This window comes from Citrobacter sp. C1 (assembly GCF_014596895.2).
In the GTDB taxonomy this organism is placed as follows: domain Bacteria; phylum Pseudomonadota; class Gammaproteobacteria; order Enterobacterales; family Enterobacteriaceae; genus Citrobacter; species Citrobacter gillenii.
Map to the genome: position 1 here is coordinate 1,895,985 of NZ_CP115035.1, position 18,172 is coordinate 1,914,156.

An 18,172-nucleotide genomic window follows, 5' to 3' on the forward strand; every position below is an offset into this window, starting at 1 on the left:
AGGTGCCTATGCTCAATCAAGAACTGGAACTCAGTTTAAACATGGCTTTCGCCAGAGCGCGCGAGCACCGACATGAGTTTATGACCGTCGAGCACTTGTTACTGGCGTTGCTCAGTAACCCATCGGCCCGCGAAGCGCTGGAAGCGTGTTCTGTGGACCTGGTGGCGCTCCGTCAGGAACTCGAAGCCTTCATTGAACAAACCACTCCCGTATTGCCTGAGAGCGAAGAAGAGCGCGACACGCAGCCGACGTTGAGTTTTCAGCGTGTGCTGCAACGCGCGGTCTTCCATGTTCAGTCCTCGGGGCGTAATGAAGTGACGGGCGCCAATGTACTGGTTGCCATCTTCAGCGAGCAGGAATCCCAGGCGGCCTATCTGCTGCGCAAGCATGAAGTTAGCCGACTGGACGTGGTGAATTTTATTTCTCATGGCACGCGCAAAGACGAACCGAGTCAGTCTGCTGACTCCGGTAATCAGCCAAATAACGAAGAGCAAGCTGGCGGGGAGGATCGTATGGAGAACTTCACCACTAACCTTAACCAGCTCGCTCGCGTGGGTGGGATTGACCCGCTCATTGGCCGCGAAAAAGAGCTGGAGCGGGCTATTCAGGTACTGTGCCGTCGTCGTAAAAACAACCCGCTGCTGGTCGGTGAGTCTGGCGTCGGTAAAACCGCGATTGCCGAAGGTCTGGCCTGGCGTATTGTCCAGGGCGATGTGCCGGAAGTGATGGCCGACTGCACGCTTTACTCCTTGGATATTGGTTCGCTGCTGGCGGGCACCAAATACCGCGGGGATTTCGAAAAACGCTTTAAAGCGCTGCTGAAACAGCTGGAACAGGATACCAACAGCATTCTGTTTATCGATGAGATCCACACCATTATCGGTGCGGGTGCGGCATCGGGCGGCCAGGTGGATGCGGCAAACCTGATCAAACCGCTGCTCTCAAGCGGTAAGATCCGCGTGATTGGCTCAACCACTTACCAGGAGTTCAGTAACATTTTCGAGAAAGACCGTGCGTTAGCGCGTCGCTTCCAGAAAATTGATATTACGGAACCGTCGGTGGAAGAGACCGTGCAGATCATCAACGGGCTGAAACCGAAATACGAAGCGCACCATGACGTTCGCTACACCGCCAAAGCGGTACGTGCGGCGGTGGAACTGGCGGTGAAATACATCAACGATCGTCACCTGCCGGATAAAGCGATTGACGTGATCGATGAAGCGGGCGCGCGTGCGCGTCTGATGCCGATCAGTAAGCGTAAGAAAACCGTCAACGTGGCGGATATCGAGTCCGTGGTAGCCCGCATAGCGCGGATCCCGGAGAAGAGCGTGTCGCAAAGCGATCGCGATACGCTGAAGAATCTGGGTAACCGTCTGAAAATGCTGGTATTCGGACAGGATAAAGCCATTGAGGCGCTGACCGAAGCCATCAAGATGAGCCGTGCTGGCCTGGGCCACGAGCACAAACCTGTGGGATCGTTCCTGTTTGCCGGTCCGACTGGTGTCGGGAAAACCGAAGTGACGGTGCAGTTGTCCAAAGCGCTGGGCATTGAACTGCTGCGTTTTGATATGTCTGAGTATATGGAACGCCACACCGTCAGCCGTCTGATTGGTGCGCCTCCAGGGTATGTCGGTTATGACCAGGGCGGTTTGCTGACCGATGCGGTCATTAAGCATCCGCACGCGGTGCTGCTGCTGGATGAAATTGAGAAAGCGCACCCGGATGTCTTCAACCTACTGCTGCAGGTGATGGACAACGGTACGCTGACCGACAATAACGGGCGCAAAGCGGATTTCCGCAACGTGGTGCTGGTGATGACCACCAACGCCGGGGTGCGTGAAACCGAACGTAAATCGATTGGCCTTATTCATCAGGACAACAGCACTGATGCGATGGGGGAAATCAAAAAAGTATTTACGCCGGAATTCCGTAACCGTCTCGACAACATTATCTGGTTCGATCACCTCTCTACCGAGGTAATCCATCAGGTGGTCGATAAATTTATTGTTGAGCTTCAGGTGCAGTTGGATCAGAAAGGTGTCTCTCTGGAAGTGAGTCAGGAAGCGCGTGACTGGCTGGCAGAGAAAGGCTATGACCGTGCAATGGGCGCACGTCCGATGACGCGTGTAGTCCAGGATAACCTGAAGAAACCACTGGCCAACGAACTGTTGTTCGGTTCGCTTGTCGATGGCGGTCAGGTGACCGTAGCGCTGGATAAAGAGAAAAATGAGCTGACCTATGGCTTCCAGAGTGCACAAAAGCACAAGCCAGAAGCCGCACATTAATCTTCTATCGCATCACAGACCGGGCGTAATGCCCGGTTTTTTTTCGCCTGGTTTTCGGAAAGGTAGATTACAGGCAAAAAATAAGCCTGCGTAAGGGAGATTACGCAGGCTAAGGAGGTGGTTCCTGGTACAGCTAGCATTTATGGGTTATGTTTTTCAGCGAAACGGATAATACCCTTATTGAACGAAGCGGTATGTGATCGATTTCTAAGAATCTTCCGAACGCTGAAAAATAACCGTAACTAACTACTTATCATGCGGGTTGCGCGTGGACTCACCGGCAAAATTACGCATTAACAATGCATAATTCAGATCGATATCTTCCGGGACCGGCATCCAGACGGTGTAACCGTCGCCCGGCGCCACAGGCATCGCTTCGCCTTTGGCATTTTCCATCTGCTCGAGCGTGAAATTGACGTTGCCCTGCGGGGTCATCAACTCCAGGCTGTCACCGACGGTGAATTTATTTTTCACGATAACCGCAGCCAGTTCGCCTTTACGCTCACCGGTGAATTCACCGACAAACTGCTGGCGTTCGGAAACGGAGAAACCGTACTCGTAGTTCTGATAGTCGTCATGCGTATGGCGACGCAGGAAACCTTCTGTATAACCGCGATGCGCCAGGCCTTCCAGCGTTTCCAGCAGCTGCGGATCGAACGGTTTCCCGGCTGCGGCATCGTCAATTGCTTTACGATACACCTGCGCGGTACGTGCGCAGTAGTAATAAGACTTGGTGCGACCTTCGATTTTCAGCGAGTGCACACCCATTTGGGTCAGACGCTCAACGTGGGCAATGGCGCGTAAATCTTTGGAGTTCATGATGTAGGTGCCGTGTTCGTCTTCGAACGCGGTCATGTACTCGCCCGGACGCTGGGCTTCTTCGAGCATAAACACTTTATCCGTTGGCGCGCCAATACCCAGCGTCGGCTCAACGTTTTGTACCGGGATAGGCTCGTACTTGTGCACGATGTTACCCACCACATCTTCTTTGCCTTCCTGCACGTTGTATTCCCAGCGGCAGGCATTGGTGCAGGTTCCCTGGTTTGGGTCACGCTTGTTGATGTAACCGGAGAGCAGGCAGCGGCCGGAGTAGGCCATGCACAGTGCGCCGTGAACGAAGATTTCAAGCTCCATATCCGGCACCTGGGTGCGGATCTCTTCAATTTCTTCCAGTGACAGTTCACGGGACAGGATCACGCGGGTCAGCCCCATCTGTTTCCAGAATTTTACCGTCGCCCAGTTTACGGCGTTCGCCTGTACTGACAGGTGAATATCCATGTCCGGGAAGTTTTCGCGCACCAACATAATCAGACCTGGATCGGACATGATTAATGCATCCGGCCCCATTTCCACCACCGGCTTCAGGTCACGAATGAAGGTTTTCAACTTGGCGTTGTGTGGTGCAATGTTGACCACTACATAGAATTTTTTACCCAGTTCATGGGCTTCATTGATGCCGAGCTGTAAGTTTTCGTGGTTGAATTCGTTGTTGCGTACGCGCAGGGAGTAACGTGGTTGGCCCGCGTAGACGGCATCTGCGCCATAGGCAAAAGCGTAACGCATGTTCTTCAGCGTTCCCGCCGGGGAAAGGAGTTCCGGTTTAAACATAATTTTCTCGTTCTGATGACAGGTCAGACTCGCCTCACTCGGTGAGGCGGTTAGGGGAGTGCCCCCATATTAAGGGCGGGCATTGTAGCGCTGCGCGAGGAGACAGTAAACCTTGCGGGTTCAATCAACCCGCAGATAGTGCCCGTCGGCGCGCACGTACATACCGAAGCCGCAGTTTTGCGGATCGTCGGTACTGGCGTCGATGCCTTCAGGTGTGACCGTCAGCGAGATATCGCAGTGGATGTAGTCACTCTCTCTGAGTGCAATCACGCCTTTATTGTTATTCAGCGTGATCAGTTCTGAGAATTCGCCGATGTTTGGTCCGTAATAGAGGGCCATCATGCCGAAATAATACCCTTGGAAATCAACCTGAAAGTCTGATTTTTTCTCTGTAGGTTTAACAATCAGCGTTTCCCAGGTTGCCAGACCGGCATAGTTCCAGTATTCCCCGGCAGGGGAGTCGCTTTTTGGCAATGCGGCTAACTTTTCTTTGATAAGCCCCAGATTGTAGATTGATTTGGCATCGTTGGGATTAATGGTCAGCCAGGCTTGCGCTTTGCGCCATTCACCCTGACGCATCCAGGTTAGCGCCACGTTGTTATAGGCCGTCGCCACGGTTTTATGATCGAGCTGACAACCTTCGCTCCAGGTCACCTGTTTTTCAAAGGCTTCACGCGCTTTGGCATAGTTCCTGGCTTTATAGAACTGCTCACCTTGGCTGGCGTAGGTAGGGACTTTCGCGCAGTCAGCTTGCAACTGCTGCTCGGTGATTTCTGCTCTGGCAGGCGTGCAAAGCAGCAACAGAGGGCAGAAGGAGAGTAATATTAAGCGCATTATCTGTTCCATATATCTTTATTCGGCAGTTCTGAATCAGCAATTTTCGAGGTATGCCAGGCAAAGCGACAGCGTTTCGCGAGGGTATCGAAATGTAGCGGAGATAATTCAGTAAATAACGCGTGATCCGGGAAAAGCGTAATAAAGAAATAGGCCCAGCGCGCACTGGCTTTCATGTTGAACAGTTTCTTGTCGTGTTTATTACCATACAGCCACGACAGCGTCACCATGGCTTCCGCCGTACCGTTGTAGCCTTCTTCCTCCAGGATGTTCAGATAGGAATGCGCCAGGGTAAAATCGTTTACCTCGCGAAGTTTCAGCAGGAAGACGCTCCAGGCTTGTTTCGAACCGAACCGATCGGCCTGATGTAAATTATCAAGCAGGTTTTTTTCGTAAACGGAACGCATGCCAGCATGGGTTTCTTGCCGGGCTAAACGTTCGTAGCAATCGGCGATTTTGCTGTGAATATCCTGCAGGTCATGTTGATACGCGTGGTATCCGGCGTTAACGACCAGTCGATAGGGGGTCTTCTCTTGCAGCGCGACCTGTTGGTGCAAAATCTCCGCTGCACGCTGAAAATAATTTAGCGCGGTAACGGGATCATAAGGAAGAAGGCTATTGTTGTCTGGGTTATTGTATTCGAGGGCCTGCAAGTAGTAGGCGCAGGGCAGGTTTCTCTGAGCACCCAGCTCTGCCAGTAAGGCAAAATGCTGCGGGAGATCGAGCCAGTCAATATCTTTGATGGCTGACTGCCAGTTATTGTTATATTCCAGTGCAGCTACGCTATCGAGTACGGCAATGCCCTGTGCTTCATCTTTTTCAAACCCGAATAATCCTGCGTACTGGAAATAGCCGCTGTAGATTCTGGCGGCGTAAAACTCGGTTTGCCTGGCGTTCTGGTGCAAGAAATTATAAATCCACCAGGTGTCCGGGAAGTCGCGTAGCGCAAATTTTAGCGCGTACACGGTGTAGTAATGACTCAGCTTGAGGTTTTCCGCGACCGCACGTTGAATGGTATACCACAGGGCGTCGAGATCGCTCAGATCGTTATAGCAGGTTAACAGCCACTCCAGCGCATGATGACGAGAACTTTGGCTATGCGCCCGCTGGGCAATATCTTCGGCTTTGGCGATAAACGTTTCCCGTTCCGGTGGGTACTCGAGTTCCTTAATACGCAAATCGCGACAGGTGTCCCACCAGATTAATAATTCCAGATGCTCGCGCTCGGCGGCACAAAGATGGCCGCAGGTTGGTGAGGCCAGAAATTCACGAATGCCCTCGTGTGAACCACCCCAGCGTGGCATCTGAAATGGAATGTATTCATCCAGCGCGTAAAATGCGCGCGGAAAAATAGCCAGACACACAGAGAGCCAGTATTCAGCCTCGGCATCGCCCTTGCAATCCGGCAGTACCGCTGGACGCGGTAGATTTGGGCACGCTGCATCTTCCAGAGAAAGCCCGGAAAAGGCCATCAGCGTTTCCATTTCCTGCTGCGAATCCTGATGATATTTGGCTAACACCTGCATCCGCGGTTGCCCGGTGAAATCGGTACCCTGAAGAAATTCAATTAACCAGTCGGGTTGACCGAAGACTTTTGTGTTGGTGCTGGTTAATAAGGCAACCATCCACTGGCGTGGCTCGCAATCGATAGCATTCAATGCGGCAATGACCATTCGCTCGTTGCAGGCCCCGGCGCAAACCCACATTGCGGCAGACGTCTCCTCTGCCCAACCATAGCTACGGTAAAGCCACGCGCGGTGGTTCCAGTACTGGGCTTCGGCAAGCCAGGCATGAGTCGAGCGCGGGCGGGCGTGCTGCCAGGCTTTGATGAGAGCTAATCCTTGCGGACCTGCATCGACGAGAGCATCCATATCATAAAAACGGTTGCACATTTGGGTCCAGGCGAGGAAGTAGCGCTTTTCAGCTTCACGGCTGGTGAAGCTGTCCGTCAGCGCCTGGTTGAAGCGGGCGTCGAGCTCATCGTAGCGCGCTTCGCGCAGCAGTGCGGGAATATTGGCGATATGCCAGATGCGTTGCTCGTCAGTATGCGGCAGTTTGCTATTGCACATCTCACGCATTGCGTTGAGTATGCGTTCATCCTGAACCATGGACAGTCCTTTTGGCTACGATGTAGGTGTAAATTTCCTACACTGTAGCCTATAACTGCGAAGCGTGAGATTTTTTTAATTACGCTATCCGACAGGCATCCGCTTCCCAACGATACCCGACGCCGTACACTGCGCGGATAAACGACTGTTCGGCGTCCAGCGACTCCAGCTTGCGCCGCAGGTTCTTGATATGGCTGTCGATGGTGCGATCGGTCACGACCCGGTAGTCATCATAGAGATGGTTAAGCAATTGCTCGCGGGAGAAGACTTTTCCCGGCTCATGCGACAACGTTTTCAGTAGGCGGAACTCCGCCGGGGTTAAGTCGAGCATCTTCCCGCGCCATGACGCCTGAAAACGGCCTTCATCAACGATCAGCGGGCTGGCAGCATCCAGTTGCTGCAGTTCGCGCTGGGGTTTACAGCGGCGCAGTATTGTCTTCACGCGGGCGACAACTTCACGCGGGCTGTAGGGCTTACAGATGTAGTCATCGGCACCGATCTCCAGTCCCAACAGACGGTCAATTTCTTCGATTTTGGCGGTGACCATCATGATCGGCACTTCAGAGAAACGTCGAATTTCCCGACACAGGGTGAGGCCGTCAGTGCCTGGCAGCATCAGATCCAGCAAAATCAGATCGGGTGGCGTCTGGCGCACGTACGGTAAAACCTGGTCACCGTGGTTGATGAGCGTCGGGGCATAGCTCGCGGCACGCAGGTAGTCGATAAGCAATTGTCCCAGCTTGGGTTCATCTTCCACGATCAGAATACGCGGCGTGTTTTCATCAATGGGTAACTCTGTCATACATCTCTCTGTAAATCGCGTTCCAGCGGTAACTCTACTGTAATGCTTACCCCGCCAAAAGGCGAATGGGCGGCGCGGATATGCCCATTGTGCGCCTCAACAATATTGACGCAAATCGCCAGACCCAGACCGGAGCCTCCGCTGGCGCGGTTACGCGAACCTTCGGTGCGATAAAATCGCTCAAACAGTTTTTGCAGCTGTGCATCGTTTACGCCCGGGGCTGAATCGGCGAAGGTCAGTAAGACCTGGCGCTCGCGCTGTTCGGCGGAAATACGCAGCCCGCCGCCGCTGTCGGTATAACGTAGGCTGTTTTCCAGCAGGTTATTGAACAGTTGCATCAGACGATCCCGGTCGCCAAACACCGTCATGCTGTCCGGCAGCGAGAGTTGTATTGTCAGTCCGCGGCTGGCAAAACGCTCGCGAAACGCGCCGCTTGCGACTTCCAGTAACGGGATCAGATCCAGGGAGGTTTTTTGGTAGGCCAGGGCGCCTTCATCTGACATTGAGAGCTGATGGAGATCGTCCACCAGTTTGGTCAGCGTGCCCACTTCGGCCTGTAAAGAGGCCACCGAATCTGGAGTGAACTGGCGAACGCCATCCTGAATCGCTTCCAGCTCGCCGCGCAACACCGCCAGCGGCGTGCGCAGTTCGTGAGAAATATCGGCCATAAAATCACGGCGCATTTGCTGGTTCTTTTCCAGCGTACTGGCCAACTGGTTGAAATCCTGCGCCAGTTTGCCCAGTTCATCGGTGCTGGTGGGGGCAACGCGGGTGGTGAAATCCCCCGCGGCCAGCTTGTGCGTGCCGTCCACCAGACGTTTGACGGGGGCCAGCAGACTACGCGCCAGTGTAAACGTAGCCAGCGCCGCCAGGATAGTGGAGAGCGCGACGATCAGCCAACTGGTACGGCGCTGCTGTTTATCGAAATTAATATCTGTATTACGCGTTAAGCGTTCTACGGGCGACGCGATGACGGCACCCACTTCGATCCCGTTAACTGTGATTGGGCGGCGCGTGCCGTCGCCGGGAACCGGACCACGTGGGCCGACCAGCACGCGGGCGTTTTGGTCGATGACCCAAAACTGGGTACGCCAGCCGTGCGGCGGCATACCGGGGCCTGGCTTGTCATCGTTGTTGTCGTGTTCAAAAGAACGCAGGATCTGAAAAACAAAACGGTCGTTATTGCGCAGAAACCGCCAGTTGCCATGTTGCTGATATTGTTCGCCCAGCGCGTCGCTCAGCATTTGTAGCCGCTGTTCATTGCCGTGTTTGATGTAGTCAATAAATCCGCGTTCGAAGCTTACCCGTACGGCCCAGTGCATGCTAATGAGTAGCACAATGCAGGTGGCAAAAATCGCCAGAAACAGTTTGCCGGTTATTCCGGGTCGCCATAACTTCATCAGTTGCTCCTTTTACGCCGTGAAATCACCGCGTTGGTTTGCGTATCGTTTGGCACGCGGGCAAAAATCATCGCTGGCAGCGCGATAATCAGGGCAATGCACAGCCAGGTATACATAAAGACGGTATGGGTGCTGCCGCTGTCGAGAGCGATATGCTGTTGACCAAACATGCCCAACAGCAGGCCAGCGATGGTTACCCCGATACTCATCGACAGCTGCATGATCATCGAAAGCAGGCTGTTGCCGCTGCTGGCGAGATCGTCAGGTAAGTCTTTTAAGGTCAGGGTGTTCATCGATGAAAAACGGGTGGAGTTGACCATGCCTTGTAAAAACAGCACGAAGGGCAGCACGTAATACCAGCCGAGCAGGGCGGTGGTCATCAGCAACAGGCAGACCAGCGACAGGCCCAGCGTGGTGGCAACCAGCACCCGACGATAACCAAACCGGTTGACGACCTGAACCACAATACGCTTCATGCCCATGCTGCCCAGTACCATCGGGATCATCATCAGCCCGGCATGAAACGGAGAAAAGCCCAGCCCAATCTGCAAAAACACCGGCGTCATAAACGGTAACATTCCGCTACCAATGCGCCCGACAAAACTGCCAAGCAGGCCTAATGAGAAGGTGGGGGTGCGAAACAGATGCAGACTGAACAGTGCACGCGGGTTGTTGCTGGCGTGTCTGATATACAGAAGGATTGCCAGCACGCCGCAGATAACCAGCGCCGCCAGCGTAATGTCTGAGATCCCGCTGCCTTTGCTGCCATCCAGCGCCAGCGTCAGTGCCGCCATACCAACGGCCAACAGCATAAATCCCGAAAGATCGAAGCGCCGGGTTTGCAACGTGTAGTTAGGCATCAGCATTAAGGTGGCTATTGCCCCAATAATGCCGACGGGAATGTTAATCAGGAAAATCCAGTGCCAGGACGCATACTCCACCAGAATGCCGCCTAATGCCGGGCCGAGCAACGGGCCAATTTGCCCCGGTAAGGTGACGAAGGTCATTGCCGCCATATACTGCGTGCGCGGGACAATCTTCATCACCGTCAGCCTGCCGACTGGCACCATCATCGCACCGCCGACGCCTTGTAACACGCGGGCCATTACCAGCTCATTGAGCGTGCTGGACCCGGCGCAAAACAGCGATCCCAGCGTGAACAGGATGATGGCGGTGAAGAAAATATTACGTACGCCGATCTTGTCTGCCAGCCAGCCGCTGGCGGGCAGCATCACCGCCACAGTTAAGACATACGACACAATGACCATATGCATATGCAACGGGCTTTCGCCGAGGCTTTTGGCCATTGCAGGCAGCGCGGTATTGACGATGGTGGTATCCAGCGATTGCATAAAAAAGCCGAACGCCACAATCCAAAGCTGCCAGCGGGTGCTGTCGGGAAGTTCTGTCATAAGTCTGCTACCGGGTTGCTGTTTTTACGCGAAAAACGCATCCGCAGACGGTCGAAAAAGAGATACACCACCGGGGTGGTGTACAGCGTCAGCAGTTGGCTCACTACCAGCCCGCCGACGATAGTTATCCCCAACGGTTGGCGCAGTTCCGAACCGTCGCCAGCCGATAGCACCAGCGGCAGCGCGCCAAAGAGAGCAGCCAGCGTGGTCATCATGATGGGACGAAAACGCAGCAGGCAGGCCTGGAAAATGGCTTCTTCCGGCGTCAGTTTGCCGTTTCTCTGCGCCTCAAGCGCAAAGTCGACCATCATGATGGCGTTTTTCTTCACAATGCCAATTAATAGCATGATCCCTATCAGGGCGATTAGGCTGAACGGGGCATTGAACAGTTCCAGTGCCAGTAGCGCACCCACCCCGGCAGAAGGCAGCGTTGAGAGGATAGTTAGCGGATGAACGTAGCTTTCATACAGCATACCCAGCACGATGTAGACCGTGGCGATGGCGGCGATAATCAGGATCACCTGCGAGTTCATCGTATCCTGAAAAACCTGCGCCGTACCGGCAAAACTGCCGCGCACCGTTGACGGGACGCCAAGCTGGGTCATGGTCCGGTTAATGGCTTCTGTGGCCTCAGAAAGTGATGCGCCGGTCGGCAGGTTAAACGACACGGTTGAGGCGGCAGACAGCCCCTGATGGTTCACCGACAGCGGGGCGTTCGCCGGTTGCCATTTAGCAAAGTACGACAACGGAATGGCTTTGCCATCGCTATTAATGACAAACATTTTATCCAGCGCGCTGATGTCCTGGGTGTAGCGCGGGTCGACCTCCATCACCACTTTGTACTGGTTCATCGGCTGGTAGATGGTCGATATTTGCCGCTGACCAAAGGCGTTATTCAGCAGGCTGTTGGCGGCTTCGACGTCGATCCCCAGACGTGACATGGTGTCACGATCGTAGGTCAGACTCATCTCTGCACCGTTGTCCTGCTGATCGGAGTTGACGTCAGCCAGTTGGGGCAGGGTGGCTAACGCTTTACGGATTTTCGGTTCCCATTCCCGTAATGCGGCAAGATCGTCCGACAGCAGCGTGTACTGGTAGCTGGCGTTGGCTTGCCGTCCCCCGACGCGAATATCCTGTACCGCCATCAGAAACAGGTTCGCCCCCGGCTCTTTGGCCAACTTCACGCGCAGCCTGTCGATCACCTGCTGAGCGGTTTGCTGGCGCTCTGCGCGCGGCTTCAGGGTAATAAACATCATGCCGCTGTTAACACGGGAGCCGCCGGTAAAACCGGTGACGTTGTCCACAGCTGGATCGTCACGGATGATCTTCATAAAATCCTGCAACTTTCCGCGCATGGCCTGAAACGAAATGCTTTGGTCGGCCTGGATCCCCCCCATCAGGACGCCGGTGTCCTGCTCCGGGAAAAAGGTTTTGGGGATGGAAATATACAGCCAGACGTTGAGCGCAATGGTTGCCAGTAATACCACGCCCACCATTCGGGTATGGCGTAACACCCACTGCAGCGAGGTGGCGTAACTTTGTTGCAAGGCAACCAGCACCCGGCCAAATCCTCGCTTACGAGACTGTTCTCGTGGGGCGCTTGATTTGAGCATCCATCCGCACATCATTGGTGTGAGCGTCAGCGAGACCAGCAGTGAAATCCCGATGGCAACCGACAGGGTCACGGCAAATTCCCGCAGTAATCGTCCCGGCAGACCGCCCATTAACAGCAGCGGCAGGAACACCGCCACCAGCGACAGGCTCATGGAAAGTACCGTAAATCCGACTTCGCGCGTGCCTTGTAATGCCGCCTGGAGCGGCTTCATTCCCGCTTCCAGGTGCCGGGATATATTTTCCAGCACCACGATGGCGTCATCGACCACAAACCCGGTGGCAATGGTCAGCGCCATTAGCGACAGGTTGTTCAGACTGAATCCACACAGATACATGGCGGCAAACGTGCCAATCAGCGAGACGGGCACTGCTACGGCGGGGATCAGCGTCGCGCGCCCGGAGCGCAGGAAAACAAACACCACCAGGATAACCAGCGCCACGGAGATAATCAGCGTCTGTTCCACTTCTTCCAGCGACGCACGAATGGTCGGCGAACGATCCTGGGCAATTTGCAAATCAATGGCGGCCGGGATCAGCGTTTGTAACTCTGGCAATTTGGCCCGGATGCTGTCCACCGTCTGGATGATGTTGGCTTCCGGGAGTTTGCGGATCATCAACAGAATGGCCGGTTTGGCATTGGTCATCCCGGCGTTACGCACATCCTGCACCGAGTCAGTGATAGAGGCGACGTCACCCAGACGTACGGCCGCACCGTTGTTGTAGTGAATAATCAGCGGTTGATACTCAGCCGCGGTTTTGAGCTCATCGTTGGTTTGCACCTGCCAGCGGCGGGTTTCATCTTCCAGCGCGCCCTGTGGTTGACGCACGTTGGCGCTATTGATCGCACTACGCACGTCATCCAGTGAGACACCCTGGTTAAACAGCGCCTGCGGGTTCAGGCCAACGCGCACGGCGGGCAGGGAGCTGCCGCCGACGTCGACGTCGCCAACGCCGTCAATTTGCGCGATGGTTTGCGCCAGCTGTGTCGAGGCGAAATCATACAATTCGCCCTGAGAATAAGTATCCGAGGTTAGCGTCAGGATCATGACAGGCGCATCGGATGGATTCGCCTTTCGGTACGTTGGCCGACTGGGCATTCCGCTGGGCAGCAGGCTTTGGGCGGCGTTAATGGCCGCCTGAACGTCCCGCGCCGCGCCGTTGATGTCGCGATCAAACGTAAACTCAAGAATAATGCGCGTGCTGCCAAGCGAACTGCTTGACGTCATTTCATTCACGCCCGCGATACGCCCAAGCGAGCGTTCCAGCGGCGTTGCGACGGACGACGCCATGGTTTCGGGTGATGCTCCCGGCAGCGAGGCGCTGACCATGATCACCGGGAAATCTACCTGCGGCAGCGGCGCGACCGGTAACAGGCGAAAGCCCAGAATGCCGCACAGGGTAATGGCGACGGAAAGGAGAATGGTCGCTACCGGACGATGGATGAAGAGAGCAAAAAATTTCATTTACGCGTCCTCTTCCTGACGCGGGAAGCGGTTTTTCACGTACAGCGACAGTCGGTCAAACAGCAGGTAAATCACCGGGGTGGTAAACAGGGTTAATACCTGACTGACCAGCAGTCCACCGACCATACCAATACCTAATGGGCGGCGTAACTCAGCGCCCACGCCGGTACTTAACATCAGCGGCAATGCTCCCAGCAAAGCCGCCAGCGTGGTCATCAGGATCGGGCGAAAACGCAGCAGGCACGCCTGGAATATGGCGTCGCGCGGTGCCATCCCCTGTTCGCGTTCAGCGGCAAGGGCAAAGTCAATCATCATGATGGCGTTTTTCTTGACGATACCGATCAGCAAAATAATACCGATGATCGCAATAACGTCCAGTTCACTACCGGCAATCATCAATGCCAGCAGTGCCCCGACGCCCGCCGTCGGCAGCGTGGAGAGAATGGTGATTGGGTGAATAAAGCTCTCATACAGCACGCCGAGCACGATATACATTGCGACGACCGCCGCCACAATCAGCCAGATTGTGTTGCCGAGCGCGGCCTGGAAGGCCAGCGTACTGCCCTGGAACTGGGTGGTAATACTTGACGGCAGGTCCAGCGTTTTTTCCGCCTGCAGTATTGCCTCTACCGCATCGCCCAGCGAGTGGTCATCCGGCACGTTGAACGAGATGGTGGTGACCGGGAACTGATCGAGATGGTTTATCGACAGCGGGGCAAAACGCTGCTCAATGCTGGCGATGGTGCTAAGCGGGACGATCCCGCCGTCGCTGCTGGTCAGGCGAAGGGAGTCCAACGCGGAAAGCCCCGGCGTACTGGCGGTATCATGTTCCAACACCACCCGATATTGGTTTGCCTGGGTGTAGATGGTTGAAATCAGCCGCTGTCCGAAAGCGTTATACAGCGCGTTATCGACATCTGCCATGCTGATGCCTAAACGGCTGGCGCTGTCGCGATTAACATTTACATACGCCACCAGTCCCTGGTCCTGCCAGTCACTGCTGACGTCAGACAGTTGTGGCAACTGCTGCAGTTTTTCCAGTAGCTGCGGCACCCAGGTGCTGAGAGCGTCCAGCGAGGTGGCCTGCAGCGTAAACTGATACTGGGTGCGGCTCACCTGCGTATCAATGGTCAGATCCTGGGTAGGCTGAAGATAGAGATCGACGCCGGGCACGTTATCCACTGCATCCTGCAGGCGAGCGATGACTTTTTGCACGCGGTCATCGCGTTCATTCAGCGGCTTAAGGTTAATTTGCAGGCGCGCGCTGTTCAGCGCCGGATTGGTGCCATCAACGCCGACAAACGCGGTCAGGCTTTCTACTGCCGGGTCTTTAAGGATCACATCAGAGACCTGACTCTGGCGTTGAGCCATGCTGGCAAATGAGCTGGACTGCGGTGCCTGCAACGTGCCCTGAATAATGCCGTTATCCTGGATCGGGAAGAAGCCCTTCGGGATAAAGATCCACAGCATCACGCTTAATGCCAGCGTGCCGAGCGCGACGCCAAGCGTCAGCCATGGGTGGTTAAGCACTTTTGCCAGCCAGTGACCGTACCCGGCAATGACGCGCTCGAACATTCTTTCCGAGGCACGGGAGAAGCGGTTTTGCTTGCGCAATGACGCCTGGCTGAGCATGCGGGCGCACATCATTGGCGTGAGCGTCAGTGATACGACGGCGGAAATCAAAATCGCCACCGCCAGCGTGACGGCGAACTCGCGGAATAATCGCCCGACGATATCGCCCATAAACAGCAGTGGGATCAGCACTGCGATCAGGGAAAACGTCAATGAGATGATAGTAAAACCAATCTCGCCTGCGCCTTTAAGGGCGGCGGTCAGCGGTTTTTCCCCTTTTTCGATATAGCGCGAAATATTCTCGATAACCACAATCGCGTCATCGACCACAAACCCCGTGGCGATGGTCAGCGCCATCAGCGTCAGGTTATTGATCGAGAAATCGAGGAATACCATTACCGCAAAGGTACCTATCAGCGATAGCGGTACGGCGACCGCGGGAATAATCGTGGCCGGTATATTGCGCAGGAACAGGTAAATGATCATCACCACCAGCGCAATCGCCAGCATCAGTTCAAACTGGGTGTCGGAAACGGAAGCACGAATGTTGGTTGTACGATCCGAAAGCACCGTGACATTGACCGATTTTGGCAGGCTTTCTGTTAGCGCAGGCAGCATCTGGCGAATGCTGTCCGCGGTGGAGATAATGTTCGCACCAGGCTGGCGCTGAACGTTCATCACGATAGCTTGTTGCTTATTGGCCCACGCGCCCAGCCAGCTGTTTTCCGCACCTTGCTCGACGGTTGCGACATCCCCGAGGCGCACTGGCGCACCGTTTTTATAGGCAATGATTAACTGACGATACTCATCGGCAGACTGCATCTGGTCGTTGGCTGACAGGGTGACGGCGCGCGTCGGGCCATCCAGGCTACCTTTGGCTGAATTGACGTTGGCGCCGGTGATGGCGGTGCGGACGGTTTCGCTGGTCAGCCCTAACGCGGCAATGGCCTGTGCGTTAAGTTTTACGCGCACGGCGGGACGTTGTCCGCCAGACAGTGTAACCAGGCCCACGCCGGAGACTTGAGAGATTTTCTGCGCCACGCGGGTTTCGACCATATCTTCCACCTGCGTCATGGGCATGGCGGTAGAGGTCACCGCCAGCGTCATGATCGGCGGATCCGCCGGGTTCACTTTGCTGTACACCGGTGGGTTGGGCAGATCGCTCGGTAATAAATTGGTGGCGGCGTTAATCGCGGCCTGGACTTCCTGTTCGGCGACGTCCAGTGGTAACGTGAGCTGAAACTGCAATGTCACCACGGATGCACCGCCGGAGCTTTGTGAGGACATCTGTTTTAGACCCGACATCTGCCCAAACTGGCGCTCAAGCGGAGCAGTCACGGCGGAGGTCATCACATCCGGGCTGGCGCCAGGGTAGAGTGTCACCACCTGAATGGTCGGGTAATCCACTTCCGGCAACGCTGCGATGGGCAGGAAGCGATAGCCTATAATCCCGGCGAGTAAAATCGCCACCATCAGCAGCGTGGTGGCAACAGGGCGCAGAATAAACAGGCGGGATGGGCCGCCGGTGTTGTCCGGAGGTAACGCCTGCATCAGGAGCGTGCTCCTTTTTTGCCGTACTCGCGTGCGGTGGCTTTATCGTTTGTGGCCGTGGCGCTATGCGCCTCCACAACGTCAACTTTCGCCCCTTCCGTCAGGCGGTCAATACCGTCGGTGACGACGCGATCGCCTGCCGACAGCCCGGCGGTAATCACCACTTTTTGACTGTCCTGAATGCCCGGTTTGACCAGATGTTTACTGACTTTATTCTCTGTATTCAGCACCCAGACAAAGTGACCTTCATTGCCCATTTGTAAGGCGGCAGTGGGGATTACGATGGCGTTTTGCTCGGTGGCGACCAGCATACGGGCGTTAACGAACTGATTCGGAAACAGCGTGTCATCCTGATTGTTGAAGCGAGCCTTCGCTTTGATGGTGCCGGTGGTGGTATCAATCTGGTTGTCGAGGCTCAGCAGTATGCCTTCACTGAGTTTCTGCGAATTGGTGCGATCCCAGGCTTCGACCTTCAGCGGGTTGCCCGTTTTTTGCGCCCGTAGCACGGTCGCAATATCGTTTTCTGGCAAGGTGAAGATCAGGTCGATGGGATGGGTTTGCGTAATGACGACAATCCCGGTGGTATCACCGCTGGAGATTTGGTTACCCACGTCGACCAGTTTCAGGCCGACACGGCCATCGACAGGGGCGGTGATGCGACTCCAGTCGAGCTGCAACTGGGCGCTGGCGACGCTGGCTTCATCGGCTTTGATCGTCCCTTGCGTTTCGTTCACCAATGCCTGCTGAGCATCCAGTTCCTGACGGGAGACCAGATTGGTTTTCACCAGTTGCTGATAGCGGGCCAGGTCGCGACGGGCATTTGCCAGCGTCGCGGTATCTTTGGCTAACTGTCCCTGCGCCTGGGCAAGGGCGACTTTGAACTGGCTGGGGTCTATTTCAGCCAGCAGGTCGCCGGCTTTGACCTGCTGTCCTTCCTGAAAGTGTAACGCGATGAGCTGACCGTCTACCCGACTGCGAACCGTTGCGGTATTCGCGGCCGTCACGGTGCCCAGTCCCGTCAGGTAACGTGGAACGGCTTGTTCATTGGCGGTGGCAACCTGCACGGGGGCTAGCGGACCAGAACGCATTCCGCGACGCCCTGAGCCTGCGGCGTGCTGTGCTTGCCCGGTTGCACCGGGGGCATTCCCCTGAGATTCACTGCGACTGTGCCAGAACCAAAATGCGGCGATGGCCGCCACGACGGTCACGATTGCTATCACCCAGCGGGATTTGTTACTGCCTTTCATTGTTATAAGTTTCTCATCCTGAAACGTTTCGCGTAATGATACTAGTTTAGCCAGCGATCAAGGGCGAAAGATGGAGGAATTATGAAACACTGTCGGGATTCGTCTGAATGGCGGTGCGGCTTTGCGAGGCGTTACGCAACAATGGGCGGTGAAAATCGCCAATGCGGAAGAGTGCGCTAGAGTGCGGACAAGGCAAAAGGAGGAAAGCCAGAGATTTCAGCCGGACGCTGGAACGGGAAAGCCCCTCCCGAGGAAGGGGCCAAAATAAGGAAAGGG

The 18,172-nt window shown here is 55.3% G+C and carries 10 protein-coding genes; 1 reads left to right on the forward strand and 9 read right to left on the reverse strand.

What is annotated here, in order from left to right:
* Positions 1–8 precede the first annotated feature (8 nt).
* Entirely contained in the window at positions 9–2,285 is a 2,277-nt protein-coding gene (gene clpA, locus IB214_RS09125; protein WP_096756564.1) for an ATP-dependent Clp protease ATP-binding subunit ClpA, read from the forward strand.
* Between the two features lie 246 nt (positions 2,286–2,531).
* On the opposite strand, the gene yegQ is transcribed toward clpA, so the two are convergent.
* From yegQ to IB214_RS09170, 9 genes are all read right to left on the reverse strand, one after another.
* Entirely contained in the window at positions 2,532–3,893 is a 1,362-nt protein-coding gene (yegQ, locus tag IB214_RS09130) for a tRNA 5-hydroxyuridine modification protein YegQ (protein WP_115258081.1), read from the reverse strand.
* A gap of 120 nt (positions 3,894–4,013) precedes the next feature.
* Positions 4,014–4,727 (reverse strand): tetratricopeptide repeat protein, encoded by a 714-nt coding sequence (locus IB214_RS09135; protein ID WP_161959040.1) that lies wholly within the window; start codon positions 4,725–4,727, stop codon positions 4,014–4,016.
* A complete protein-coding gene (locus IB214_RS09140) occupies positions 4,727–6,835 on the reverse strand; it encodes a DUF4034 domain-containing protein (protein ID WP_117343263.1) in 2,109 nt (702 codons plus the stop codon). Before IB214_RS09140 ends, IB214_RS09135 begins: the two co-directional genes overlap by 1 nt.
* A 79-nt stretch (positions 6,836–6,914) precedes the next feature.
* Positions 6,915–7,637 carry a two-component system response regulator BaeR gene (gene baeR, locus IB214_RS09145; RefSeq protein WP_115258084.1) on the reverse strand — a complete coding sequence of 241 codons (723 nt, stop codon included), beginning with the start codon at positions 7,635–7,637 and terminating at the stop codon, positions 6,915–6,917.
* The gene (gene baeS, locus IB214_RS09150) at positions 7,634–9,037 is read right to left on the reverse strand and encodes a two-component system sensor histidine kinase BaeS (protein ID WP_096756568.1); all 1,404 of its coding nucleotides are present in this window, start codon (positions 9,035–9,037) and stop codon (positions 7,634–7,636) included. Before baeS ends, baeR begins: the two co-directional genes overlap by 4 nt.
* On the reverse strand, positions 9,037–10,449 hold the full coding sequence (locus IB214_RS09155; RefSeq protein ID WP_117343264.1) for an MFS transporter: 1,413 nt from the start codon (positions 10,447–10,449) through the stop codon (positions 9,037–9,039). The genes baeS and IB214_RS09155 overlap by 1 nt, the downstream gene beginning before the upstream one ends.
* Entirely contained in the window at positions 10,446–13,526 is a 3,081-nt protein-coding gene (gene mdtC / locus IB214_RS09160; RefSeq protein ID WP_117343265.1) for a multidrug efflux RND transporter permease subunit MdtC, read from the reverse strand. The genes IB214_RS09155 and mdtC overlap by 4 nt, the downstream gene beginning before the upstream one ends.
* Complete coding sequence (locus IB214_RS09165) at positions 13,527–16,649, reverse strand: MdtB/MuxB family multidrug efflux RND transporter permease subunit (RefSeq protein WP_117343266.1); 3,123 nt, start codon at positions 16,647–16,649, stop codon at positions 13,527–13,529.
* Positions 16,649–17,896, reverse strand: coding sequence for an MdtA/MuxA family multidrug efflux RND transporter periplasmic adaptor subunit (locus IB214_RS09170; RefSeq protein ID WP_117343267.1), 1,248 nt, complete (start codon positions 17,894–17,896; stop codon positions 16,649–16,651). Before IB214_RS09170 ends, IB214_RS09165 begins: the two co-directional genes overlap by 1 nt.
* Positions 17,897–18,172: the final 276 nt, after the last annotated feature.

Bases quoted from the DNA above. Each gene is read 5' to 3' on its own strand.
- mdtC (WP_117343265.1), bottom strand. From the start codon at position 13,526: ATGAAATTTTTTGCTCTCTTCATCCATCGTCCGGTAGCGACCATTCTC.
- IB214_RS09140 (WP_117343263.1), bottom strand. From the start codon at position 6,835: ATGGTTCAGGATGAACGCATACTCAACGCAATGCGTGAGATGTGCAAT.
- yegQ (WP_115258081.1), bottom strand. From the start codon at position 3,893: ATGTTTAAACCGGAACTCCTTTCCCCGGCGGGAACGCTGAAGAACATG.
- baeR (WP_115258084.1), bottom strand. From the start codon at position 7,637: ATGACAGAGTTACCCATTGATGAAAACACGCCGCGTATTCTGATCGTG.
- clpA (WP_096756564.1), top strand. From the start codon at position 9: ATGCTCAATCAAGAACTGGAACTCAGTTTAAACATGGCTTTCGCCAGA.
- IB214_RS09135 (WP_161959040.1), bottom strand. From the start codon at position 4,727: ATGCGCTTAATATTACTCTCCTTCTGCCCTCTGTTGCTGCTTTGCACG.
- baeS (WP_096756568.1), bottom strand. From the start codon at position 9,037: ATGAAGTTATGGCGACCCGGAATAACCGGCAAACTGTTTCTGGCGATT.
- IB214_RS09170 (WP_117343267.1), bottom strand. From the start codon at position 17,896: ATGAAAGGCAGTAACAAATCCCGCTGGGTGATAGCAATCGTGACCGTC.
- IB214_RS09165 (WP_117343266.1), bottom strand. From the start codon at position 16,649: ATGCAGGCGTTACCTCCGGACAACACCGGCGGCCCATCCCGCCTGTTT.
- IB214_RS09155 (WP_117343264.1), bottom strand. From the start codon at position 10,449: ATGACAGAACTTCCCGACAGCACCCGCTGGCAGCTTTGGATTGTGGCG.